The sequence below is a fragment of the Microbispora rosea genome (assembly GCF_900156315.1).
GTDB lineage: Bacteria > Actinomycetota > Actinomycetes > Streptosporangiales > Streptosporangiaceae > Microbispora > Microbispora rosea.
Window position 1 is genome coordinate 243476 of record NZ_FTNI01000009.1, and the last position, 24485, is coordinate 267960.

At 71.0% G+C, this 24485-nt stretch carries 19 protein-coding genes; 11 read left to right on the top strand and 8 right to left on the bottom strand.

Going from position 1 to position 24485, the window contains the following annotated elements:
- Positions 1 to 11: 11 nt before the first annotated feature.
- The gene (locus BXA11_RS15785; RefSeq protein WP_076435156.1) at positions 12 to 1313 is read right to left on the bottom strand and encodes an FAD-dependent oxidoreductase; all 1302 of its coding nucleotides are present in this window, start codon (positions 1311 to 1313) and stop codon (positions 12 to 14) included.
- A 479-nt stretch (positions 1314 to 1792) separates the two neighbouring features.
- Between BXA11_RS15785 and BXA11_RS15790 the strand changes: the two genes are divergently transcribed.
- Positions 1793 to 4111, top strand: coding sequence for a rhamnogalacturonan lyase family protein (locus BXA11_RS15790; protein WP_076435231.1), 2319 nt, complete (start codon positions 1793 to 1795; stop codon positions 4109 to 4111).
- 118 nt (positions 4112 to 4229) lie between these two features.
- Here the strand turns inward: BXA11_RS15790 and BXA11_RS15795 are convergent, their stop codons facing one another.
- Positions 4230 to 4673 (bottom strand): ester cyclase, encoded by a 444-nt coding sequence (locus BXA11_RS15795; protein WP_076435158.1) that lies wholly within the window; start codon positions 4671 to 4673, stop codon positions 4230 to 4232.
- Between the two features lie 251 nt (positions 4674 to 4924).
- Here BXA11_RS15795 and BXA11_RS15800 point away from each other — a divergent pair, with 251 nt between their 5' ends.
- Positions 4925 to 6217, top strand: a complete 1293-nt coding sequence (locus BXA11_RS15800) for a site-2 protease family protein (RefSeq protein WP_076435160.1) — start codon at positions 4925 to 4927, stop codon at positions 6215 to 6217.
- Between the two features lie 18 nt (positions 6218 to 6235).
- On the opposite strand, the gene BXA11_RS43135 is transcribed toward BXA11_RS15800, so the two are convergent.
- Positions 6236 to 6406, bottom strand: coding sequence for a hypothetical protein (locus BXA11_RS43135; RefSeq protein ID WP_156081211.1), 171 nt, complete (start codon positions 6404 to 6406; stop codon positions 6236 to 6238).
- Positions 6407 to 6612: 206 nt separating this feature from the next.
- On the opposite strand from BXA11_RS43135, the gene BXA11_RS15805 reads away from it, so the two are divergent.
- Positions 6613 to 7248 carry a sigma-70 family RNA polymerase sigma factor gene (locus tag BXA11_RS15805; RefSeq protein ID WP_036408878.1) on the top strand — a complete coding sequence of 212 codons (636 nt, stop codon included), beginning with the start codon at positions 6613 to 6615 and terminating at the stop codon, positions 7246 to 7248.
- A 25-nt stretch (positions 7249 to 7273) separates the two neighbouring features.
- Here BXA11_RS15805 and BXA11_RS15810 read toward each other — a convergent pair whose 3' ends face one another.
- Positions 7274 to 7642 (bottom strand): hypothetical protein, encoded by a 369-nt coding sequence (locus tag BXA11_RS15810; RefSeq protein WP_076435162.1) that lies wholly within the window; start codon positions 7640 to 7642, stop codon positions 7274 to 7276.
- 24 nt (positions 7643 to 7666) lie between these two features.
- Positions 7667 to 8683 (bottom strand): DNA polymerase ligase N-terminal domain-containing protein, encoded by a 1017-nt coding sequence (locus BXA11_RS15815; RefSeq protein WP_076435164.1) that lies wholly within the window; start codon positions 8681 to 8683, stop codon positions 7667 to 7669.
- A 121-nt stretch (positions 8684 to 8804) separates the two neighbouring features.
- Here BXA11_RS15815 and BXA11_RS15820 point away from each other — a divergent pair, with 121 nt between their 5' ends.
- From BXA11_RS15820 to BXA11_RS15840, 5 genes are all read left to right on the top strand, one after another.
- A complete protein-coding gene (locus tag BXA11_RS15820) occupies positions 8805 to 10574 on the top strand; it encodes a 5'-nucleotidase C-terminal domain-containing protein (protein ID WP_076435166.1) in 1770 nt (589 codons plus the stop codon).
- Between the two features lie 155 nt (positions 10575 to 10729).
- A complete protein-coding gene (locus tag BXA11_RS15825; RefSeq protein WP_076435168.1) occupies positions 10730 to 11473 on the top strand; it encodes a hypothetical protein in 744 nt (247 codons plus the stop codon).
- A gap of 174 nt (positions 11474 to 11647) precedes the next feature.
- Positions 11648 to 12772, top strand: coding sequence for a DUF559 domain-containing protein (locus BXA11_RS15830; protein ID WP_143734293.1), 1125 nt, complete (start codon positions 11648 to 11650; stop codon positions 12770 to 12772).
- The gene (locus BXA11_RS15835; RefSeq protein WP_076435170.1) at positions 12765 to 13496 is read left to right on the top strand and encodes a hypothetical protein; all 732 of its coding nucleotides are present in this window, start codon (positions 12765 to 12767) and stop codon (positions 13494 to 13496) included. Before BXA11_RS15830 ends, BXA11_RS15835 begins: the two co-directional genes overlap by 8 nt.
- A complete protein-coding gene (locus tag BXA11_RS15840; RefSeq protein ID WP_239105331.1) occupies positions 13493 to 17089 on the top strand; it encodes an ATP-binding protein in 3597 nt (1198 codons plus the stop codon). The genes BXA11_RS15835 and BXA11_RS15840 overlap by 4 nt, the downstream gene beginning before the upstream one ends.
- Positions 17090 to 17138: 49 nt before the next feature.
- Here BXA11_RS15840 and BXA11_RS15845 read toward each other — a convergent pair whose 3' ends face one another.
- A complete protein-coding gene (locus tag BXA11_RS15845) occupies positions 17139 to 17810 on the bottom strand; it encodes a TetR/AcrR family transcriptional regulator (RefSeq protein WP_083744277.1) in 672 nt (223 codons plus the stop codon).
- Between the two features lie 122 nt (positions 17811 to 17932).
- Between BXA11_RS15845 and BXA11_RS15850 the strand changes: the two genes are divergently transcribed.
- Positions 17933 to 18979, top strand: a complete 1047-nt coding sequence (locus BXA11_RS15850; protein WP_076435174.1) for an aldo/keto reductase — start codon at positions 17933 to 17935, stop codon at positions 18977 to 18979.
- Between the two features lie 87 nt (positions 18980 to 19066).
- Here BXA11_RS15850 and BXA11_RS45355 read toward each other — a convergent pair whose 3' ends face one another.
- Together BXA11_RS45355 and BXA11_RS15860 are read right to left on the bottom strand one after the other, a co-directional pair.
- Positions 19067 to 19690: a hypothetical protein gene (locus BXA11_RS45355; RefSeq protein ID WP_076435176.1), complete on the bottom strand. Its 624-nt coding sequence runs from the start codon at positions 19688 to 19690 to the stop codon at positions 19067 to 19069.
- A gap of 1 nt (position 19691) precedes the next feature.
- Entirely contained in the window at positions 19692 to 20459 is a 768-nt protein-coding gene (locus BXA11_RS15860; RefSeq protein ID WP_076435178.1) for a bestrophin-like domain, read from the bottom strand.
- A 148-nt stretch (positions 20460 to 20607) separates the two neighbouring features.
- Here BXA11_RS15860 and BXA11_RS15865 point away from each other — a divergent pair, with 148 nt between their 5' ends.
- Together BXA11_RS15865 and BXA11_RS15870 are read left to right on the top strand one after the other, a co-directional pair.
- Positions 20608 to 21267 carry an NAD(P)H-binding protein gene (locus BXA11_RS15865; protein WP_076435180.1) on the top strand — a complete coding sequence of 220 codons (660 nt, stop codon included), beginning with the start codon at positions 20608 to 20610 and terminating at the stop codon, positions 21265 to 21267.
- 229 nt (positions 21268 to 21496) lie between these two features.
- The gene (locus BXA11_RS15870; RefSeq protein WP_076435182.1) at positions 21497 to 24232 is read left to right on the top strand and encodes a M14 family metallopeptidase; all 2736 of its coding nucleotides are present in this window, start codon (positions 21497 to 21499) and stop codon (positions 24230 to 24232) included.
- Positions 24233 to 24485 lie beyond the last annotated feature (253 nt).

Genomic DNA, 24485 nt, shown 5'->3' on the forward strand with positions numbered 1-24485 from the left:
GCGCGGCGGGCTCAGGGCTGACGGGCCGGGGCCGGGGCGGCGCGACGGCGCCGCACCCGCGCCGCCCGGCGCAGGTCCTCAAGCACCGCCCGGGCGGCCCGCCGTCCGGAGACCAGCGCGCCCTGGTGGGAGCCGGTGTCCCGGTGGTCGCCGCACACGTAGCGCCCGGCGCCCAGCCCCACCGCCTCAAGACGAACCGGGCGGCGCAACGGCATCGGGGGCGGCATTGCGGGCAGGGCCGCCTCGATCGCGTAGGTCGCGACGTGCTCCCACGACGAGGTGTCGCCGTAGATCTCGGTGAGCCGGGTCCGCACCCGCGGCTCGTCCCGGTCCCCGTGTACGCCGAGGACCGAGGTGGCGATCAGCGCGCGGCCGTCCGCGGAGTACCCGGGCGCGGCGTCGGTGATCACGATCGTGTCGGTGACGATCCCCTCCACGTCCACGACCAGCGTGGGCTCGCCGAGGGGCGAGGCGGGGGCGGCGTGGTAGAAGGTCGTGACCGGCCGCATCGCGGGCACCGGCAGACCGGGCACCAGCCGCGCCGCGGTGGGCGGATCCACCGCCACCACCACGGCCGCGCCCGCGATCTCGCCCCCGCCCGCGAGGGCCACGCCGTCGGCCGTCAGCGCGCTCACCGGCGTCTCCAGAGAGATCGCGTCCTCCGGCAGGCGGGCGGCGAGCTGCGCGGGAATCCGCTCCATGCCGAGGGCCGGCACGCCGATCCTGCCGCGGGAGAACGACCGCCACAGGAGGTGGAAGATCCGGCCGGAGGTCTCCAGCTCCCGTTCCAGCACGACTCCCGCGAGGAGGGGGCGGAACAGGTTCTCGACGATCTCGGGGGACGCGCCCCAGCGCCGCAGCTCGGCCAGGGTGGTGCGCCCGGCGCTGCCGCGCCGCCGTACGAGGAAGTCGGGGAGCAGCAGGTCGCGGGCGGTCACCGCGGCGAGCACCGCCTTGTCGAACGGCGTGCCCACCGGGGCGAGCAGGCCGCTGAGCGCGTGCCGGGGATGCCGCCAGGGCAGCGCGACCCGCTCGCGCCGGCCGTCCTTGAAGATCATCGCTCCGTTGGTGAACCGCCGCAGGTCCAGCGCGGCGATGTCGAGGACCCGGCGGGCCTCGGGGTAGCTGGTGTTGAAGATCTGGTAGCCCCAGGCGAGCCGGAAGCCGTCCACCACGTCGGTGCGGATCCGGCCGCCCACTCCGTCGGACGCCTCCAGGACGCGCACCGGCACCCCCTCCTGACGCAGGTGCCAGGCGCAGGCGAGGCCCGCGAGCCCCGCGCCGACGACGATCACCGTGGCGGGCTGTGGCATGAGCGGATCTCCTCCCCGGCCGGACACGCGACGGCTCCCTTCTGGGATTTCGAACCGGAACGGCGGGGCGGATGCAGCGGCTCCGTACGAGCCTCGAAGCGGTGGGCGAGAGGTCAGATCTGTGATCGTTCACAGTCCCGGAAAGCCGGCGTCGCTGAAAGTTACAATGATCGGCGCCCGGCGTCGATGTGCAGGTGACACGCCCGCAGCGGCTCCTACCAGCCGCAGATCGCCGATTCCTGGATGCCTCGGATGATTGCGTTCACATCGGTGAACCGGGCTGATTGACCACCCCGCCGGTTTCGCGTTGTGATGACGCACCCGGCGCTATCCCGTCGCACCGCACCCGCGACCGTACCCGCCGGGGCCCGGCCCGACCACGGAGGTCCCGCATCGGAGAGTCGCGATCACTCCCACGCCTCCGGCGCCCGCACGGCCGAACCCCGCGCCCCCGTCGGCACCCCCTCATGGAGTTCCAGATGACCACACGACGAAGATCCGCTCTGGTCGCCGCCGTGGCCTCGGCCGCCGCGCTCGCCGGGACCGGGGTCCTGCAGGCCCTGCCCGCCTCGGCGGCGGCGGGCTGCCGGGTGGACTACCAGGTGACCAACCAGTGGCAGGGCGGATTCGGAGCCAACGTCGCGATCACCAATCTCGGCGACGCCGTCAACGGCTGGACGCTCACCTGGTCGTTCACGGCGGGCCAGGCCGTCACGCAGGCGTGGAACGCCACGGTCACCCAGAGCGGTGCGCAGGTCAGCGCCAAGGACGCCGGCTACAACGCCTCGATCCCCACCGGCGGCACGACGTCGTTCGGCTTCAACGGCTCATGGAACGACTCGTCCAACCCCGTGCCCGCGAGCTTCGCGCTGAACGGCACCACCTGCACCGGCGGGGTCACGAGCAGCCCCTCCGCGAGTCCCAGCGCGAGCCCGACCCGGTCGCCCTCCGCGAGCCCTTCCGCAAGCCCTTCGGCGAGCCCGACGCCCAGCCCCACGCCCAGCCCCACGCCCAGTCCCTCCCCCAGCCCCACGAGCATCCCGGCGGGCGCGCGGCAGATGGAGGACCTCGACCGCGGCCTGATCAGCGTGCGGTCGGGCAGCGGCAACCTGGTCTCCTGGCGCCTGCTCGGCACCGAGAGCATCGGCACCGGGTTCAACGTCTACCGGGGCTCGACGAAGCTGAACTCCTCGCCGATCACCAACTCCACGAACTACTTCGACTCCGGGGCCGCCGCCGACGCCGCGTACACGGTGCGGGCCGTGGTGAACGGCGCGGAGCAGGCGGCGTCTGAGACGTCGCTGCGTTTCACCGGCGGCGACCACCTCGACGTGCCCATCCAGCCGCCGTCCGGCGGCACCACACCCGACGGAGTCGGCTACTCCTACAGCGCCAACGACGCGAGCGTCGGCGACCTCGACGGCGACGGGCAGTACGAGTTCGTGCTGAAGTGGGACCCGTCCAACGCCAAGGACAACTCCCAGTCCGGCTACACCGGCGACGTGTTCGTCGACGCGTACAAGCTGAACGGCACCCGGATGTGGCGCATCGACCTCGGCCGCAACATCCGCGCCGGCGCCCACTACACGCAGTTCCAGGTGTACGACTACGACGGCGACGGCAAGGCCGAGGTGGCGATGAAGACCGCCGACGGCACCAGGGACGGCGCCGGGAGGGTCATCGGCAGTTCCTCGGCCGACTACCGCAACTCCTCCGGCTACGTCCTGTCCGGTCCCGAATATCTGACCATGTTCAACGGCCAGACCGGCGCGGCCATGTCCACGGTGAACTACGACCCGCCGCGCGGGACGGTCTCCTCGTGGGGCGACTCGTACGGCAACCGGGTGGACCGGTTCCTCGCGGCCACCGCCTACCTCGACGGCGCCCGCCCGTCGCTGGTCATGTCGCGCGGCTACTACACCCGTACGGTCATCGCGGCCTGGGACTTCCGCAACGGCTCCCTGGTCGAGCGGTGGAAGTTCGACTCCGACTCCGCCGGCAGCCAGTACACCGGCCAGGGCAACCACAACCTGGCCGTCGCCGACGTGGACGCCGACGGCAGGGACGAGATCGTCTTCGGCGCGATGGCGATCAACGACAACGGCTCGGCGCTGTGGAACACCCGCAACGGCCACGGCGACGCCTTGCACGTCGGCGACCTCGACCCGTCGCGCGCCGGGCTGGAGGTGTTCAAGGTGGACGAGGACACCAGCAAGGCCGCGGCGTGGATGGCCGACGCCCGCACCGGCTCGATCATCTGGAGCAACGCCTCCTGCGGCTGCGACAACGGCCGCGGCGTCTCCGACGACGTCTGGTCCGGCAGCCCGGGCGCCGAGTCGTGGTCGTCCGGCGTCAGCGGCATCTTCAACACCAGGGGGCAGAACCTCGGGCGCAAGCCGGGTTCGGCGAACTTCCTCGCCTGGTGGGACGCCGACCCGGTCAGGGAACTGCTCGACGGCACCCACATCGACAAGTACGGCACCGGCGGCGACACGAGACTGCTGACCGCCAGCGGCGTCCACTCCAACAACGGCACCAAGTCCACCCCGTCGCTGTCGGCCGACCTGTTCGGCGACTGGCGCGAGGAGGTCGTCTGGCCGACGAGCGACAACACCGCCCTGCGGATCTACAGCACGACCACGGCGACGAACCGCCAGGTCTACACGCTGATGCACGACCCCACATACCGCCTGGCGGTCGCCTGGCAGAACACCGCCTACAACCAGCCGCCGCACACTGGCTTCTTCCTGGGCGACGGCATGTCCGCCCCGGTCAGGCCGAACATCTATCTGAGGTGATCCGCCGGCGGCGGTCGCGGACTACCTGGCGAGGTCCGCGGCCGCCGCCGCGCTACCGGGGCGCTACCGGGGCGCTACCGGGGCGGCCGGCGCCCCGCGCTCCATGCGCCCGAAGCGCTCAGCCGGAGGCTTCCGTGGCTTGCGTGAGGCACAGACCGAGCTGGGTGTACAGCTCCAACTGGTCGAAGTACTCCCGATGCGTTTTGATCTTGCCGTCCTCAATGAAGGACGCGCAGGTGCCCCGGAAGGTGACCGGGCGACCGGTCCCCTCCAGCTCGCCCCCGTCCGGCAGCAGGATCGGCCCGAGGTGCGTCCCCGTGGCCGTCCACTCCACCATCAGGGGCGCTTCACAGCCGACGGCCTCGTACCACACGATCAGCTGGAAGTCGGGAAAGCTCTTGAAAATCTGCTCGTACATCCACCCGATCTGCTCATGTCCCTCCGCCACTCCGAAAGGCGAGACGAGGACGGCGTCCGGGCTGAAGGTATCGAGCAGGGCCTCCAGGTCGTGTTCGTTCAGCGCGTCGGCCAGCTGGCGTTTCACAGCCCATGGATCCGACATGACGACAGTCCTTCGACGGTCGGTATGCAACGCAGTGCAACAACATTAGCCAGAGTCCGGTCAGACGTCGCCCACGGTTACGCCGCCGGAACGCCACGAGAGGGTCCCGTTTCTTACAGAGTTGCGCAATTTCCGCACGGCGATCCCGGCGGCGGCCCCGCTGACCGTTCGTCAAGGGTCGCCAGGTCGCCGACCCTCGCGTGACCTGCACCTTTGTGGGTAGGCCAGTCACAGCGGAGGGGGGTGGCAGGATGCGATCGTCGATCAGTCTCGGCCGAGTGGGCGGGGTCCCGGTCGGGCTCAACATCAGTGTCATCGTGATCGTCGTGATCCTGGTCATCGGGCTGGCCTTCGGGCGCTTCCCCATCGCCTTTCCCGGTCTGCCCATGGCGGCGTACGTGCTGGCCGCGGTGGTGTCGGCCCTGCTCTTCCTGGCCTCACTGCTCGCGCACGAGCTGGCCCACGCGATCGTCGCCAGGCGGCACGGAGTGGAGGTCAACGGCATCACGCTCTGGCTGCTCGGCGGGGTGGCCGAACTGCGCGGCGAGCCCCGCTCCCCCGGCGCCGACCTCAAGATCGCCGGGGTGGGGCCGTTGACCAGCGTCGTGCTCGGCGGCCTCTTCGCCCTCGTGTCCTGGGGAGTCTCGGCCATCGCGGCGCCGCCGCTGGTCAGCGGCATGTTCGCCTATCTGGCCGCGGTGAACGTGCTGCTCGCCGTGTTCAATCTGGTGCCCGCCGCGCCGCTGGACGGCGGCCGGGTGCTGCGCGCCTTCCTGTGGGCCCGCTGGCACGACCGCATGCGGGCCGCCGTGGCCGCCGCGCGGGCGGGCCGAATCTTCGGCTACATCCTGATCGCGCTCGGCTTCCTCAACCTCGTCTCCGGCCTCGGCCTCCAGGGATTCTGGCTGGCCCTGATCGGCCTGTTCCTGGTGAACGCGGCCACCGCGGAGGAGCAGCAGACGCAGATCGACGCCGCTCTGCACGGGATCACAGTGGGCGAGGTGATGTCGCGCGACCCGGTCGTCGCCCATCCTGACGAGACCGTGGCCGGGTTGGTCGACCGGCTCGTGCTGCGCCGCCACCTGTCCACCTATCCGCTGCTGGACGACGACGGCCGCTTCGCGGGGCTGGTGACCCTGGGCCGCGTCCGGCGGGTGCCGCCCGGCGACCGGCCGACCACCCGGCTGCGGGACGTCGCGTGCCCGCCGTCGGAGGTGCCCACCGCGCACCCCGGCGACCTGCTCACCGAGTTGCTCCAGCGGATGAGCGGCGGCGCGGACGGCCGGGCCGTGGTGCTCGACGACGACGGTCACCTCGTCGGCCTGGTCACGCCCACCGACATCAGCCGGACCATCCAGACAGTGGACCTGCGGGCGCGCGAGCCGTACCGGACGCCACGTGGCGCCGACCTCGCCCCGCCGCCTCCCGGAGACCGTAAGCCCGGAGGCCCCACGCCCGGCGGCCCTGCTCCGGGAGGCCCTGCTCCGGGAGGCCCTGCTCCCGGTGGCAGGGTCCCGCCGGCCGGTCGCCGCGACGCCGCCTGAACGCTCGTCCGACACGGGTCACTCGTCGGCGGGTTCCTCGACGTCGTCGGGCGAGTCGGCGCCGGGGGCGTGCCAGTCGCCGGACGCGCCTCCGTCCAGGTCCGTCCCGGGCTCCACGTCGGGTGACTGCGCCAGCGGCGGCAGCCGCTCCGGGATCACGTGCTCCGGCCCCGCGTTGTCCTTCGGCATGGCCTCCTCCTCGGGCTGCTGCCTCTCCGTCTTCGCGTACCCTCGGGCGGCGCGGGCATTCGGTCAGGCCGCGAGGAGCGGGCGCGATAGCCGAAAACAGACCGGCGAACCGTGTTGAAAGGGAGACCAGGGGTAGGCGAACCGTGCGACCGGACCGGACAAAGCGGTCGTAACTGATAGAGGAAGGCTCTCAAGGAGGTGGGGACATGACGATCGTCGACGACACGGCGGTCGAACGACGGCGGCTGCGGTTCGAGCGGGACGCGCTGCCGTACATCGACCAGATCTACGCCGGCGCCCTACGGCTCGCCCGAAACCCCGCCGACGCCGAAGACCTGGTGCAGGACGTCTACATGCGGGCCTTCAGCAACTTCCATCAGTTCCGCGAGGGCACGAACCTGCGGGCCTGGCTGTACCGCATCCTGACCAACACCTACATCAACACCTACCGCAGGCAGCAGCGGCAGCCGCAGCGGTCTGCGGCCGAGGACGTCGAGGACTGGCAGCTCGCCGAGGCGGCCTCGCACACCTCGTCGGGACTCAGGTCCGCCGAGGTGGAGGCCCTGGACGGGCTGCCCGACTCGCGGGTGAAGCATGCGCTGCAGGAGCTGCCCGAGGACTTCCGGCTGGCGGTCTACCTCGCCGACGTGGAGGGCTTCGCCTACAAGGAGATCGCCCAGATCACGGACGTCCCCATCGGCACGGTCATGTCGCGGCTGCACCGGGGACGCCGGCAGCTGCGGACCAAGCTGGAGGACTACGCCGCCGAGCTCGGCCTGCTCCGGTCGGCCGGCCCCGCCGCACAGGACGGCGAGCGAACCCGGGACGGCGGCACGCACTAACACAGGACGGCTGGGCGGAAGGGGCTCAGGCGTCCTCGCGCTCGGGGTTCTCCAGCCGGAAGAAGTTGCTCGGGCTGCCGTCCTTGCGGTGCTCCTGGTAGATGAAGTTGAGGTTGCGCTCCTCGAACGTCGTGAACCACTCGTCCCAGGAGATCTCCTTCAGGTCTTCGCCGCCGTAGCCCTGGAAGTCGAACCGGAGGACGCCGGGACGGCCCTCATGCTCTGTGCCGGTAACGGTGACGGGTCTGGCGTCCCGTTCCTCGGCCCAACGCCTGATGACCTCGTGGTCGGTCGTGATCAGGCTGCGTCCGGGGCGCTCCTCGTGCTCCTCGGAAGAGGAGATCTCCTGCTCGTACTTGTGCTCGCCGGTGACCGGGTGGTGCTGCTCGGACATCTCGCCACCTCCCCCTCGTCCTCCCTACCCCGCACCACCGGCCTTACCCTGGGCCTTCCCGGGCGGCCGCACCCAGGCGGGGGACTCCTCCCCCGGCGCGTACGCGGAGTCGAGGCGCTTGCCCACGACACCGGGCATGCCCTGCTCGGCCGCCGCCCGCCGCACCGCGTCGGCCTCCCCGGGCCAGGACGGCGCCGTCTGCCAGCGCGGCCCGTTCACCGCGAGGTCCTCCAGCCCCGCGCGGCGGCGCTCGAACGGCTCGCCGAGCAACGACCGGCCGTCGTCGTAGAGCAGGTCGTAGGCGACGTAGACGGGGGTGCCCGCGAACGTGACGACCTCGCCGTCCAGCACGACGGCCCTGCTGCCGAACGACTCGGCCAGCGGGCGCAGCCAGCGGTGCTCGCCGGTGACGTCCGCGCCGGCCGCGTCGCGCAGCGCGAGCCGGCCGCCCTCCACGTAGGCGAGCGCTCGCGTGCCGCCCCACCAGAACTCCCAGGCGTACGCCTCGGGGTCGCGCGGCACGCGGGCGCGGGTCACCGGCGTCATCGGCGCGAGCGAGGCGGGCGGAGGCTCCCACCGCCCGCTGGGCGGGTCCATCCGGCGGATCATCCAGTTGCGCCCCCGGGTCTGGAACAGCACGTAGCGGCCCGCGACCCGGGAGCCGCTCAGCACGATCTTGACCTCGCGGTCGCTCCACTTCTCGGTCGCGTAGTGGCCGCGGTCCCAGATCGTCATCGTGCCGCCGCCGTACTCGCCCTTGGGGATCTCGCCCTCGAACCGGGCGTACTCCATGGGGTGGTCCTCGGTGTGGACGGCGAGGTGGTTGGTCGCGGGGTCGGGCGGCAGGCCCTTGGGAATCGCCCAGGAGACCAGCACGCCGCCCCGCTCCAGGCGCAGGTCCCAGTGCAGCGACCGGGCGTGGTGCTCCTGGATGACGAACGTGTCGTCCTCGCCCCGCGGCAGCGGTCCTTCGGTGGGGATCGGCTCGCGGGTACGCGTCGCGTCGCGCTTGGCCCGGTAGGTCTCGAGTTTGTCCGCCATCCCACTCGTCCTACCCACGGCGTGACTCGCCCTGGGTGACAAGCGTGTCACCTTGTAGCGACATGTCCGGTTAAGGACTTCGTGACCACTTGGTAATGGCGAGTCACTATCGTCACGCAGCATGAGTTCAGCGATCAGGCTGACCGCGGGCGCCGGCGTCGTGGCCCTCGGTCTCCTCCTGCCCGGCACCCCCGCCACAGCGGCCCCGAGCCACACGGTCAAGATCACCGTCATGGCCAGCTCCGACATCCACGGAAACGCGCTCAACTGGGACTACTACAAGAACGCGGAGTACGACGACAGCGCGCACAACGACGTGGGCCTGGCGAAGATCTCGACGATGGTGTCGAAGATCAGGGCCGACCGCGGCGCCGACCACACCATGCTGTTCGACTCCGGTGACACCCTCCAGGGCACGCCGCTGGACTACTACTACGCGAAGATCGAGCCGATCACCTCGACCGGCGCGATCCACCCCATGGCCAAGGCCATGAACGCCATCGGGTACGACGCCGTGACGCTGGGCAACCACGAGTTCAACTACGGCCTGCCGCTGCTCGGCGCATGGGTCAAGCAGATGAAGGCGCCGGTCCTCGGCGCCAACGCCGTCTCGGCCACGACCGGCCAGCCGGCCTACGAGCCGTACGTCATCAAGACCATGAAGGTCAAGGGCGAGAAGCCGATCAAGGTGGGCGTGCTCGGCCTCACCAACCCCGGCGTCGCGATCTGGGACAAGGCGAACGTCGACGGCAAACTGAAGTTCCTCGACCTCGTCGCGACCGCCAAGAAGTGGGTGCCGGTCATCCGCGACCGCGGCGCCGACGTGGTGCTGGTCACCGCCCACGCGGGCGACGACGGCCTGTCGTCCTACGGCTCCGACCTGCCGGTGGAGAACGCCGCCGCCATGGTCGCCGAGCAGGTGCCGGGCATCGACGCCGTGCTGTTCGGCCACGCGCACAACGAGGTGCCCCAGCGCTTCGTCACCAACAAGGTCACCGGGCAGCAGGTGCTGCTGACCGAGCCCAGCAAGTGGGGCCAGCGCCTCAGCGTCGTCGACTTCACGCTCGCCAAGGAGCGCGGGAAGTGGACGGTGACCGGCAAGTCGTCCACCACGCTCAACACCAACACGGTGGCCGAGGACCCGAAGATTGTCGCGCTGATGAAGGACGCGCACGACAAGACCGTCGGCTACGTCAACAAGGTCATCGCCCAGTCCACCCAGGAGCTGTCGGCGGCCGAGTCGCCGTACAAGGACACGCCGATCCTCGACTACATCCAGAAGGTCCAGACCGACCTCGTCAGCAAGGCCCTCGCCGGCACCGCCGACGCCTCGCTGCCCGTGCTGTCGATCGCCGCGCCGTTCAGCCGCACCGCCGTGTTCCCGGCCGGGCCGGTCAGCGTCCGCGACATGGCCGGGCTGTACGTCTACGACAACACCCTGCTCGGCATCAAGCTCAACGGCACACAGATCAAGGACTTCCTGGAGTATTCGGCGAAGTACTTCGCCCAGGTCGCCCCGGGCGCGCCGATCGACCTCGCCACGCTCACCAACGCCGGCGGCACGCCCGACTACAACTACGACCAGCTCTCCGGCGTGACGTACGACATCGACATCTCCAAGCCGGTCGGCCAGCGCGTCGTCGGCCTGTCCTACCAGGGCAAGCCCGTCACCGCCGACCAGCAGTTCGTCGTGGCCATCAACAACTACCGCCAGTCGGGCGGCGGCGGCTTCCCGCACGTCTCGACCGCCCCGGTGGTCTACAACGCCCAGGTGGAGATCCGCCAGGCGCTGATCGAGTACGCCGCCGCGACCGGCACCATCGACCCGGCCTCGTTCGCCGAGCCGAACTGGAAGCTCGTCCGCGACGGAGTCCCGGTCTTCTCGGAGTGACCTGCACGGAGTGACGACTGGGGGTGGCCCGTTCCGGGCCACCCCCTTCTCCGTTGAGCGGTCGTACTCAGGTCGATCCGGGTGATTGCGCTCATGCCCGCGCGCCGGTCCGGCGGCGACGCTGACGTGTCGGAACGCCGAGAGAAAGAGTGGCCGTGAGCAGAAGCGGGATCGTCCTTCTCGCGATCGTCTCCACGATCGCCGGAATCGTCCTGGTCTACGTGGTGGACGTGCCGCTGCCGGTGGTCGTCTCGCTCGGGTTCGGAGCGCTGTGCCTGCTCTGGCTGACAGTGCTCCTGACCGTGCCGTGGAACCTGTACTTCCAGGCCCGTTCCCTGATCCACGAGATACGGGTCAGCCGCGAGCGTGGAGTGGAGGTCTCGCCGGAGCGCGAGACGGAGGCCCTCCGCATCGCCGTGCGCATGCGCCGGGCGGCCGTCGCCGCCCACCTGCTGTCGGCCGCCCTGCTCGCGGTCGTCACCTACTTCTCCGGTGAGACCGTCGGCTACTACTTCGCCGTCTTCTACCTGGTCGCCACCTTCTTCAGGCCCGCCGGAGCCTGGTTCTCGCACCTGCGCAGCCGGATGGCCACCATGCTGGAGGAGGTCCGATTTCCGCGTGAGGACGTCGTCACGCTCGCCGGGCGGGTCGAGGCGCTGGAGAGACGGGCCGAGGAGTCCGAGGCCCGCGCCGCCGAACTGGCCGAGCGCCTCGACGCCCTCACCTCGGAGACCCGCGCCGGGTTCCGCGCGGCCACGGTGCGCGCGGACGACCTCGACCGCCGGCTCGACGCCATGGGCAGGACGTTCGAGGACTCCCTCAGCCGTCTCACCGACAACCAGGAGGTCCTGTCGGGCATCAAGGCGTTCCTCCGCCTGATCAGATCCGAGACGGCGTAGTCCGCGCGCCTCCCCGCTGCTCGCGGGTGCGGCGGCCGTGTCCGCCGCGGCGGCGGCCCCGGCTCCCAGCAGCGCAAAACCGGAAATTCCCGATTTTGTGGACGGTCCCCTCAGTGCCCGATACCCTCTGCCGGGTCAAGATTGTCGGATCTTCAACAACAGGGCGGGGACGGCGTGGCGCGCTCGTGGAGGGAGCTACCCACGGGCCGGGTCGTGTATCTGCACGCGGGACAAGACGTGCACCTGCACGGCGACCCGGACGCCGTCACGCTGGCGGTCGACCCCCTGCCCGACGACGCGCCCGCGCTGGTCACCTACGTCCCCCGCCCGGCCCCGACCCCTGCGGACGTGGTCGCCGACGTGCTGCGCGAGCTGGAGTCCGCCGCGCTCGCGATGTTCCCCGCCTGGCTGCCCGAGGCCGGCGGCATCACCGGAACCGGCGGCGCGGCCGTCGCCGCCGTCCGTGCCCTCGCCCTGCGCACGGGCTCCGGCACAAGGCACTTCGCGCCCTTCCTCGCCCACCTCGCCGCACGGGCCCTGCACGAGCGGGCCGCCCTGGGCGGGGTCACGCGCGGGGCCGTGGCCGAAGGCCGTACGGCGGGCCGGGCCGGGACGTTCCCGCCCGAGATCCGCGCCGCGGGGCTGGCCCGGGTGCTCCGCTCGGGCTACCGGCGGCCGGAGGCCGCGATCCTCGTGCGGGTTCCCTCCGGGCTCCCGCCCGCCGCCGAGGAGGTGCTGGTCGCGGCCTGCGAATGGCTCGCCCACCACGGCGGGTTCGGCGTCTGGCTCACCGGGCCGCCGCCGCGCTCCGTCGACCGGATCGAGTCCGTGGCCGCCCCGATCCCCGAGGATGTGGCGACGCTCGTCCGCGAGATCGAGCCGGGCGGCGCCGAGGAGTCTCCGCTGCCGGCGCTCACCTATCCGCCTCTCGCCGGGCTGCCGCACCCGGGCAGCGCCGCCGAACGGCGGTTGGAGGCGGCACTGTCGCCGTGCGACTGGGCGGCGGGCCGCGAGTGGAACCAGCTCCACGCCTCAGGGCCGCTCAGCAACCCGATCCGCGTCGACCTGCTCTGGCGTACCGAACGATGCGTGGTCGAAATCGACGGTCCCGAGCATCTCGGTCCGCTCCGCCGCGCCGCCGACGGACTGCGCGACCAGCGCCTGCGCCGGGACGGCTACGCCGTCCGCCGATTCACCAACGAGCAGGTGCTGAAACGTGTCAGCACCGTGCTCGCCGAGTTGGAACGCTTCCTCCACCAGTGCCGCAATGGAACGTTCGAAGGGTCACCCCATGCCTGACAAACCCCTGTCCTTCTCCGCGACCTGCGCCCTACTGATCCTGATGGCAGAGGACCGGGAGGTGTCCAATCCCGAGCTCAAGGAGAAGTACGGCGTCACCGTCACGGGCAAGGAGCGGACCGCCCTCAACGACGGCGGATTCGTCACCAGCCGGAGAACGGGGCGCTCTTTCAGCCACGTGCTGACCGACAAGGGCTGGCACCACGCGTCGGAGCTCGTCCGGGACGGCATCAGCGCGCCGGGCACCGGCTTCGCCGCGGCTGCGGTCAAGGCCCTCGTCGGCAACCTCCAGCGGCACATCGACCGGAGCGAGACCAGCCTCGCCGAGATCTTCGGCCGGGTGGAGGGCCCCGTTTCCGGGGTGCACGAGTCGTCGATGCCAGAGACGACGGAGGAGACGACGGCAGAACCGATCGCGCAGCAATCGATCGCGCCGCCGCCGATCGAGAGGGTGCCCGCGTCCGAGGACGTCGAGACCTTGATCCGGAAGGCGTACGCGCAGCTCGCCGACAGGCCGAACGCCTGGGTCAGCCTGACCCGGCTACGTCCCCTCCTGGGCGACGCCCCCAGGAACGTGGTCGACGCCGCCCTCCGTCACATGATCGGCCTTCCGGACGTACGTCTCGTGCCCGAGTCCAACCAGAAGATGCTCACCGACGAGGACAGGGGCGCGGCTGTCGTGATCGGGGACCAGGCCAAGCACCTCATCCTGATCGGAGCATGATGACGAGCGACGAACTCGACGCCCTTCGGACCCTGCGATTCAACTACACGCGGGTCGCCGACGACGTGTGGCGCCCGTTGCCGTTCCATGTCGAGGGGATACACCGGAACGCCGCGCAGGTCATCCTGGACGGCCTGCTGGAGGCGGAGGAGAGCGTCGCCGCCAGCCCGATCGGCGTCGCGATACAGGGCCAGCGGGGAACGGGCAAAACACATCTCCTTGGCTGGGTCCGCCAGAAAGTGCACGAAGAGGACGCCTACTTCTTCCTCGTCAGCCTGCTCGACGCGAAGGACTTCTGGGAGAGCGTGCTGCTCTCCATGCTCGACAGCCTCTCCCGGCCGATGGCCGGGGACGGCAGTCAACTGAGGGAACTCCTGTGGCGTCTCTGCGTGCTCGCCGAGGTGCCACAGGCGGCACGCGGCCCGATCATCGGCGACGTCCCCCTGTCCCGTGCCGACCTGGACGCCTTCATCAACGCCCTGCGTCGATACGACCCGCACGTCGGCCGCGATGTGCAGGACACCGCACGGGCCCTCACCCTGCGGGCCTCGCACGACCTGGCCGCGCAGGACATCGGTGACGCCTACCTCATCTCGGCGCCGCAGAGTGAGCCCGGCGAGCGCGCGGAGTGGGGGTTCCGGACAGTCGGGAAGACACCGCAGGAGATCGTCCACGACCTGTCCATGCTTCTCGCGCTGACCGGTCCCTCCGTCATCGCCGTAGACCAGGTCGACACGCTGATCGCCCAGTCCGCGACCCGCACCGGGGGCGGATCGGCAGAGGACCCCGAGCACCGCCGGACGGTCGAACGCGTCGCGGGCGGCCTGATGACCCTTCGCGAGATGACCCGCCGCACGCTGACGGTCCTGTCCTGCCTCCCCCTCACGTGGACGTTGATCGAAGAACATGCCACGGACACCGTCCAGGACCGCTTCCGGATGACCCTGCCGCTGGGGACGATCCCGGACGCGGAAACGGGCCGTGCGCTGGTCGCGAAGCGGTTCAGCGCGCAGTACGGCGCGGTGGGGTTCACGCCGCCGTATCCGACGTGGCCGGTGAAGCCGGAGGCGTTCGAGGAGGCGAACCAGTACACGCCCCGCCAGTTGCTCATCCGGATCGACCAGCACGTCCGGTCATGCCTGGCGAGCGGGCAGGTCACGGAGTTGGAACGGCTGACCGGCTCCCTACCGGACAAGGTCGTTCCTATCCAGCCGCGCCCGAAGCCGGAACCCGACTTCGGCGCGCTCGACAGGCGGTTCGCGGAGCTGCGGCAGCGGGCGGACGTGGTGGAGGCACTGGACCCGATCACCGAGGACGTCGTGATGCCGGGCCTGCTGTCGGCCGGGCTGTCCGCCTGGATCGCCGAGCAGGGCGAGGACGGGCGCCTGTTCACCCAGGACCCGCCCCCGAGCACGAAGCCGCCCCTGCACGCCCGCCTGCGACGGACGCTGGACGAGGAGACGGAGAACGAGGCCCACTGGTGCTTCCGCGCCATCTCGGCATCCCATCACACCGCCGCGCTCAACCGGCTGAAGACCGCGTCAACGGCGGCCGGGCTCGACGAGCGGATCCCCGCGCGCAAGCTGTTCGTGCTCAGGAACCAGAGCTGGGCCAAGGGACCGGCCACCCAGCAGGCCCTGGCCGCCTTCGAGCAGGCGGGCGGCCGAGTGCTCCAGGTCGAAGAGGATGACTTGAGGATCTTCTCCGCGCTTCGCACCCTGCTGACGGAAAACTCGCCGGACCTCCGGGCGTGGCTCGTCTCGCGTAAGCCGACGAGCGAAGTGAAGCTGTTCGCCGAGGCGCTGAGCGACGCGGCCGTTCCCCGCGTGTCCGGCACCGGACTGTCCGCCCGGCCGAGCCGGTCGCAGGACCGCCCCCGGCGCACCGCCAATCCCGAACGGCGTCTGCTCCGTCTGGAGAGGGTGCCAGGACTCACGACGCTGCCGGTGGCCGACGCGCCGCCGCTGCCCTCCGGTGACACGCCTGCCGCCGACACATCTGCCGCGGCTTCCGGTACCGCGCAGTCCCCGGCCTTCGACATCGCGGCGTCCCCGGCCTCCGGCGGTGTGCCGGAACCTGTCGGTGCGAGCGCCGCGGTTTCCGGCGTCACCCTCGGTCCGGCCGTTCCCGATCTGCAGGTCTGGCCGCCGCTGCCCGCCGCCTCGGACCTCGCTGTGGCGTCACCGGCCGAAGCACCGGCCAATGCACCGGACACGGAGCTACCGGCCGTCGAGGTGGCGGCCGTGGAGACACCGGTCGCGGAGACGCCGGCCGTCGAGACACCGGCCGTCGAGATACCGGCGGCGGAGGTGGCGGCCGTTCCCCGCCCGCGACGGCCGCTGTCGTCGGACGAGGGCCCTGAGGCTCCCAACCTGACGATCGGGGCGGCGACATCGGACGGCCGGCCGGTGCGCGTCCAGCTGGAGACCCTGCGCAAGCACATGGCGATCTTCGCCGGCTCGGGCTCCGGCAAGACGGTGCTGATCCGCCGCCTCGTTGAGGAGTGCGCCCTTCAGGGAGTCTCGGCGATCGTCCTCGACGCGAACAACGACCTCGCGCGGCTCGGCGACCGGTGGCCGGAGCCACCCGCGGAGTGGGGCGAGGGCGACGCGGCCAGGGCCGACGACTACCTGGCGAACACCGACGTGGTGATCTGGACGCCGCGCAAGGAGTCGGGACGGCCGCTGAGCTTCCAGCCGCTGCCCGACTTCGGCAGCGTCGCCGACGACCCGGACGAGTTCGGCGAGGCGGTGGACGCCGCCCTCGCCGCGCTCGTGCCCCGGGCGAAGCTGGAGGCCAAGACGGCCAAGGCGCATCTCGGCCAGGCGGTGCTCCGCGAGGCCGTCGCCCACTACGGACGGCGCGGCGGCACGAGCCTCGCCGGCCTGATCGCCCTGCTCGACGACCTGCCGGACGGCGTGAGCACTCTCGAAGGCGCGGCCAGGCTCGCGACCGAGATGGCCCAGCACCTGAGGGCGGAGACGATCAGCGATCCGCTGTTCGCGGGGACCGGGACGCCCGTCGATCCGGGCGTCCTGCTGACGCCGCCGGAAGGCAAGCGGGCCCGCGTGTCGGTGATCAGCCTCACCGGCTTGGCCTCCGACGCTCAGCGGCAGGGCTTCGTCAACCAGCTGCAGATGGCGCTGTTCTCCTGGATCAAGCGGCATCCCGCCGGAGACCGGCCGCTCGGCGGGCTGTTCGTGATGGACGAGGCCCAGACGTTCGCGCCGTCCGGGACGGCGACCGTGTGCACCCAGAGCACGCTCGCCCTCGCCGCGCAGGCCCGCAAGTACGGACTCGGGCTGGTGTTCGCCACCCAGGCGCCGAAGGGCCTGCACAACCGGATCACGGGCAACGCCGCCACCCAGTTCTTCGGCCTGCTCAACGCGCCGGCCCAGATCACGGCGGCGCGGGAGCTGGCCAGGGCCAAGGGCGGCGACGTCCCCGACGTGGCACGGCTGCGGTCCGGCCAGTTCTACGCGGCCTTCGAGGGCGGGTCGTTCACGAAGGTCCGTACGCCGCTGTGCCTGAGCCACCACCCGAGCAGCCCGCTGACGAGCGAGGAGGTCGTGGCCCGGGCGAACCGGTCCTGAATGAGAGCGCGCGGAGCCGGCGCCGTCCTCGGAGGCGACGCCGGCTCCGCTACACCTGCTCCGCCCTGGGAGTCGGGTTGGGCGGGGCGACCGGCCGGCCGTAGAGGATCGATGCCCAGGCGTTGGTGAGGACGTCGACGAGGACCCTCTCGTCGTCGAACGGGGGGACACCGGCCGCGGCCAGATAGTAGAGCCGTTCACCCATCCAGGTCAGCGACGCGGCGACCGCGCGCACGTCCATGTCCCCGAGCCGCCCGCGGACCTGCGGGTCGGACTCGATACGGGCCGCGGCGGCGTCGGTGAACAGGTCCATCTGTTCCAGCCAGAGAGCTCGCAGCCCCTCGTCCGAGCCCTGGCTCTCCACGATCGCCATGAGGATGCCCGCGTTGTCGCGCCACAGCCGGGCGCCGTCCCGCACCCCCGCACGCAGCGCGGCGACGGGGTCCTGCGACCCGCCGATCCAGGGGTCGGCGGCCTGCTGTCCCTGCGCGACGGCGTCGCGCACCAGTTCGCCGAGCACGGCCTGCTTGCTCGGGAAGTAGAAGTAGAAGCTCGCCCGGGAGACCTCCGCGGCGGTGAGGATGTCGGCGACGCTGAGGGTGTCGAAGCGGCGCTCCCGCAGCAGCTCGCGGGTCGCGGACAGGATCCGCTCCCGCAACCCGGTGGACGCCGGCTCCGCGGCCGATCTACGGGCCGGCCGCGCACCGGGCTTCGAAGACATGCCCCTCAGGATACCGACGTGCTGTACGGACGCCATGTATGAACGCCATGTACAGACGTCATGTACAGACATATCGTCCATACACCGTGTATGGTTCTCCCATGACACATTCAGCCATCGGCATGAGGTACCGCACCTTGGGCACGAGCGGTCTTCGGGTGTCCGAACTGATCCTTGGCGCGATGACCTTCGGAGAGCAGGGCGGGGTGGGCGCGCCGCCGGCCGAGTGCCGGCGGATGCTCGACCTGTACGCCGAGGCCGGCGGCAACATGATCGACACGGCCGTCAACTACCGCGACGGAGCCAGCGAGGAGATCCTCGGCGAGCTGCTCGAGGGCAGGCGCGAGTCGTTCGTCCTCGGCACGAAGTACACCGTCTCTCGCGACCGCTCCGACCCGAACGCCGCGGGGAACCACAGGAAGAACCTCCGGGCTTCCCTGGAGACCAGCCTGCGCCGGCTGCGTACGGACTATCTCGACCTCTACTGGGTGCACATGTGGGACCGTGACACGCCCATCGAGGAGACCATGCGCGCACTGGACGACGCCGTCCAGGCCGGCAAGGTGCTCTACGTGGGGATCTCCGACGCCCCCGCCTGGGTGGTGGCCCGCGCCAACACCCTCGCCGAGTGGCGCGGCTGGAGTCCCTTCATCGGCCTGCAGGTGCCGTACAGCCTGCTGCAACGTGACGTCGAACGGGAACTGCTCCCCATGGCCGAGTCCCTCGGACTCGCCGTCACGGCATGGAGCCCGCTCGGCGGCGGGGTGCTGTCCGGCAAGTACACACTGCCCCGCGTACACACCCCCCAGGACGGGGCCGTGCCCACGGGACGGCTGAAGGCCGAGTCGCTCTCGGCCCGCGACCACGCCGTCGCCCGGGCCGTGCAGGAGGCCGCCGACGACCTCGGCGCGACCCCGGCGCAGGTCGCGATCGCGTGGACGATGAGCCGCTCTCCCGCCGTCCATCCGATCGTCGGGGCACGTTCCGCCGACCAGCTACGTGACAATCTCGCCGCCGCCGGCCTCGCCCTCCCCCCTGAAGTGCGCACGCGCCTGGAACAGGCCACCGAGTTCACCCTCGGATTTCCCGGCGACTTCATCGCCCAGACCTCGCCGTGGGTGTTCGGCGCCGCGCTCACCGACCCCCCTTCCGGCACATTCCGGCGATGAGGGCCGCCTCAGCTCCTGCTGCCCGCTCCGTCGAGGAACTGCCTGCTCCCCCGGCGCGACCGCGACCGCACCCTCCTACCGGTTTCCCTACCGGCGGAAGGCGGCGGCACCGGCGGCGGCGATCGCCACCGACAGGACGATGACAACGGTGAGCGTCCCCAGGGGGTTGCGGTGCCGTACGGGTGCGATCGCGCGCATGGCCGGCACCCGGTAGACCGGTGACGGCGACGGAGTGGGCCGCGGCGTCGGACGAGGGCTCGGGGACGGCGCCGCCGCGGGCCGGGGCGCGGCCGCCACCCGATGCGGGGAGTGCCGGGGTGCCGGTGCGGGCTTCTCGGGCGCCGGCACCAGAGGCTTCGGCGCGGGCGGCGGCTCAGGGGTCGGCGGTGGCACGGGTGTCGGCGGCGTGCAGCCCGGCCTTCCGATGCCGACCTCGGCGTGCAGGTCGACGATCACGTCGACGTCGAGGCAGACGCCGACCCGCAGGCCCGGTCCGTTCGGATCGTCTGCCGCGAGGGACGCACCGGCGGCTGCCCGCACCACCCCCCCGGTCACCGTGCTCCCCGCCGTACTGCCGGCCGTGCCCGCGTCCTGCCGCTCGGCCCGGACCGGGGCGGGTGCCGCGGCGGTCAGCGTGGCGCAGGTCAGCGCGGCACAGGCGGAAACGGCCGCGACCGCGACGGCCACGCGCGGGCCCGCCGTCCTGCCCATGTCAGCGGCCCTCGGGGATCCGCTGGAACTCGTGCAGGGCGCTCACGAACGCCTCGGGCTTCACCGCCAGGCCGCCGCTGAAGGGGCGGGAGATGTTCCAGGCGAGATAGACGCCGACGCCGAGCAGGACCGCCATCGCCAGCACCGGCACGAGCGTGAGCCCCCGGGGCCGTGCCCCGGCCAGGAACGGGAAGACCACGACGAGGACGCCCGTGAGCACCGTCAGCAGCATGACGCCGGGGGGCGGCTCGGTGCCCGCGTCGGCGGCGCGCTGCCGCCGGGCGGCGAACAGGTCCGCCATCCGCTCCAGCACGGCGTCCCTGGCGTCGTGCGCCGCCTCGGTTGTGGCCGGCAGTTCGGTCACGTGGGCACGCAGCGCCTCCAGCCGCGACGTCCCCTCGGTGCCGAGGTGTCCGGTCGTCATCTGCGGCCACTCGTCCTCGACGACGTATCTCGCGTACTCGCGGAGTCCCTCGCGCACCTGGGCGGCGTCGGGGGCCGGGAGCGGCGCGGCGGCCCAGTAGGCCTCCACGAGCGCCTGGGTCTCGGAGTAGGTGTTCTGCCGTGCGGAGTCGGCCGTGGTCCACGGCACGACGATCGCGATGGCGAACACGAGCAGGAACAGCGAGGAGAGCATCGACCCGGCGTGACCGGCGGACGCGCCGCCGGGATCGCGGTCGTCGGTGCCCCGGCCCAGCGCGCGGAAGAGAAGGGCCGCCACGGCCACCAGCCCGACGGCCGCCGCGACCGCGAGTACGCCCAAGAGCATGACATCTCCACAGACACTTTGCCGATTACTTGCAGTGACATGAGTATCACAAGAAGTAACCATTGACCAGCGAAGACGGGCAAGTGACGGCGCGGCCTGCGCCACCCGCCGGGAGAGGTCATGGCAGGATCGGCGCGGAGGTGAGCGCATGCGCGTGGTGATCGCGGGCGGACACGGGAAAATCGCCCTTCGGCTGGCACGCCTGCTGAGCGGGCGGGGCGACGCGCCCGTGGGACTGATCCGCAACCCGGATCAGGTCGCGGACGTGGAGGCGGCCGGCGCCGAGGCGGCGGTGTGCGACCTGGAGCGGACCACGCCGGAGAAGGTGGCCGAGATCCTGCTGGGGGCGGGAGCCGTCGTCTTCGCCGCCGGGGCGGGACCCGGCAGCGGCGTCGCGCGCAAGTTCACCGTGGACCAGGGTGCCTCGGTGCTGCTCGCCGACGCGGCCGAACGGGCAGGCGTGTCCCGCTTCATCCAGATCTCCTCGATGGGCGCGGGATCGCCGCCCGCGCCGGGGAGCGACGAGGTCTGGGCGGCCTACATCACCGCGAAGACGGCGGCGGAAGAGGATCTGCGGGCCCGCCCGCTCGACTGGACGGTCCTGCGGCCGGGGCGGCTCACCGACGGGCCGGGGACTGGTCTGGTGACGCTCGCCGACCCGCCGCTTCCCTCCGGAGCCGTGCCGCGCGACGACGTGGCCGCCGTGATCGCCGCGCTGATCGACGCTCCGGAGACGCGGCATCGCGTCCTCGAACTCATCGGCGGGGGCGTGCCCGTCACCGAGGCCGTACGCCTCGTGCTGATGTGATCACCGTACCGAGGTGTTCCGGGACCGTTACCCATACCGACCCGGATAGCAAGAGGCACTAAATACCCAATCGGGCACTAGATCGTCTCGTTACGGAAAAATCCCGAATTTGTGGGGTTCATGTGCCTTGACGTGCTTTTCGGGGTGACGAAGACTTCCCTCGACTTCGCGTGATCCACTCCGGGCTGACCCCCCTCCCCGGAAAGGCACGCCATATGGAGGAAACTCGATGAGTAGCTCTCCCCGGAGAGCGCGTCGCTATGCCGCCGCGCTCGCACTCCCCCTGGCGATCACTCTGAACGCCCTCCCGGCGCTCGCCGATCCCTCTACGGATCCGGTCCCGCCCGATCGGGCGTCCAGCACCGCACAGAACGGCGTCGCGCTGATGCGCGTCGTCGTCGCCGACCAGTCGGGCGTGGACAGGCTGCTCGCCCTGGGCGTCGACCTGGCCGAATACAGCAAGCCCGTCGACGGCGGCATCGAGGTGCACGCCGTGCTCAGCCCCGAGGAGGCGCGGAGTCTGCGCGACCAGGGCTTCGACGTCCGCGACGCCATCTCCGACCAGAGCGACTACACCGCGAACCTGGCGGAACGGCGGCAGGCCCTCGCCGCCGCGTCGGCCGACGCGGCGGAGACCGACACGCTGACCCCGCTGCGCGCCGAGTGGTTCACCAGCCTCGACAACCAGCGTTTCCTGTCGGTGGAGGTGAAGACGAGCGCGACCGACGCCCAGACCGTGCTCACCGCCACCTGGGACAGCGGCCCCGGCACGGCCCCCGACTCCGGCGGCTCGACGACGATGTCCCGCTTCACCGACGCGGGGCAGTACATGTACCACCGGTTCAACTCGCCGCTGCCGATCACGGAGACCCCCACCCAGGTCACGATCACCAGCAGCCGGGGCGGCTCGGTCACCGTGCCGGTCACCAAGTGGCTGGGCGAGCCGCGCAAGGCGCCGAGCAAGCACTACGTGCAGGACTTCGTCGACCACTACATGGACCCCACCGAGGTCACCGGCCGGATCGTCGCGCTGGCCAAGCAGTTCCCGAACATCTCGGAGATCGTCGACCTCCCGAACAAGACGAACGGCTACCGCCGCCAGGCGCAGGCGCAGTTCGGCACGGGCTCGGGAAGCGCGCTGGCGAGCACGTTCTACGTGACGTCGAAGGCGTACGGCAGCGAGGGCGGCAACGACGTCAGCGTGGCGCTGGCGAACCCCGGGACCGCCTCGGCCCCGCTCTCCGTCGCCGTCAACGGCAAGGACGTCGTGGTGAACCTGGCCACTGACGCCTCCGGCGCGGTCACCAGCACGGCCGCCCAGGTGGTCGCCGCGCTCAACGGCGACTCCGCCGCTTCGGCGCTGCTGACCGCCGCCCTCTACCGGACCAGCACGGGCGCCGGTGTGGTGGCGGCGGCCCCGGCGACGAAGCTGACCGACAACCTCAAGGCGCCGGCGACCGTCTCGCGTCAGCCGTTCCAGATGAAGGCACTGCGCATCGGCAAGAGCCGGGACGGCTCGAAGACCGGGGTGTTCCTCTACTGCCAGGAGCACGCCCGCGAGTGGGTGACCCCGCTGACCTGTGTGGAGACCGCCGAGCGGCTGCTGCGCAACTACGCGCTCGACGCGGACACCAAGAAGCTGGTGAACAACCTCGACATCTTCATCGTGCCGACGATGAACCCCGACGGCGCCCACTACTCGATGTACGACTACAACATGCAGCGCAGGAACATGGTCAACTACTGCGCCGCCGACGGGTCGGACCCCGGGCGGCGCAACTCCTGGGGCGTCGACCTCAACCGCAACTTCTCGGTGGGCAGCGTCTACGACGGATACAACGGCGGCTCGACCACCTGCACCGGCGACACCTACGCCGGGCCGTCGGAGCTGTCGGAGCCGGAGACGCGCAACGAGGTGTGGCTCACGGAGAAGTTCCCGAACATCAAGTTCGCGATGAACACCCACTCCTACGGCGGCTACTTCATGTGGCCTCCGGGGGCGTACAAGACCGCCGGGCGGGAGACGCTGCCGCGGCCGGACCTGGGCACGGAGGAGTACTTCTGGAACGCCTCCACCCACATCCTGTCGGCCGTGCAGGGCTGGCGCGGCACGGCCATCTGGCCGGGGCGCACCGGCCCGGTGATCGACGTGCTCTACTCGGCGGCCGGCAACAGCGCCGACGAGTTCTGGTACAACAAGGGCATCATCGGCTGGGACTTCGAGGTCGGGGCCGACGTCTACGACCCGGCGACCAACAGGTACAACGCGGTCGGCTTCCAGCCCCCGTTCGATGAGGGCCACGAGGAGGCGATGGAGTTCTCCAACGGCCAGATCGGCATCCTCGAAGTCGCCCAGATGTACCAGAAGGACAAGCAGAGGCCCGAGTCGAAGCTCGTGGTGACCGACAGGACCGACACCTCGGCCACGTTCACCTTCAGCGTGGACGAGCCGGCGAACGTCTACTACACCCTCGACGGCAGCCGGCCGACGCTGAGCTCGCCCAAGCTGACCTCGTCGGGCATGCGTGAGGGCGCCGCGAAGATCACGGTCGACAAGACCACCGAGGTGCACTGGTTCGCCATGGACCTCGCGGGCAACATCGAGAAGAACTACAAGCCGGACGGCAACGGCAAGAACTACAACAACGAGACCGTCACGGTCGACAAGGCTCCCGTGGTGCCGCTGACCGTGACCGCCTCGTCCCGCTGCACGGGCACCTTGGCGTACGTCGCCGTGACGGCCGTCAACGCCGGTGACGTGCCGGCGACCGTGGAGCTGAACACCGCGTTCGGCAAGAAGACCGTGGCCGACGTCGCTCCGGGCAAGCAGGCCTACCAGTCCTTCAACACCCGGGCCGGGCAGGTCGACGCCGGCACGGTCACCGTGAAGGCGACCGCCACGATCGGCGGCAAGCAGGTCACCTCGTCCTACGACGCCGCCCACGGCGCGTCCAGCTGCGGCTGAGCCGCATACACCGCCGTAGCACAACCCGGGGCCGGCCGGCCGACCAGCAGGCCGGCCCCGCCCCCCATAGATGGAGCGATTCCCATGAGAATGACCACCCGGATACTCGCCGCGTCGGTGCTCGGCCTGGCCCTCGCCGGCGCGGCCACCCCCGCCATGGCCGACGACGACCCCGCCACCGGCGGCGTGGATGTGTCGGTGAACATCCAGCCCACCACCACCCCCGGCCAGCTGTCGATGACCGTGGCCGACA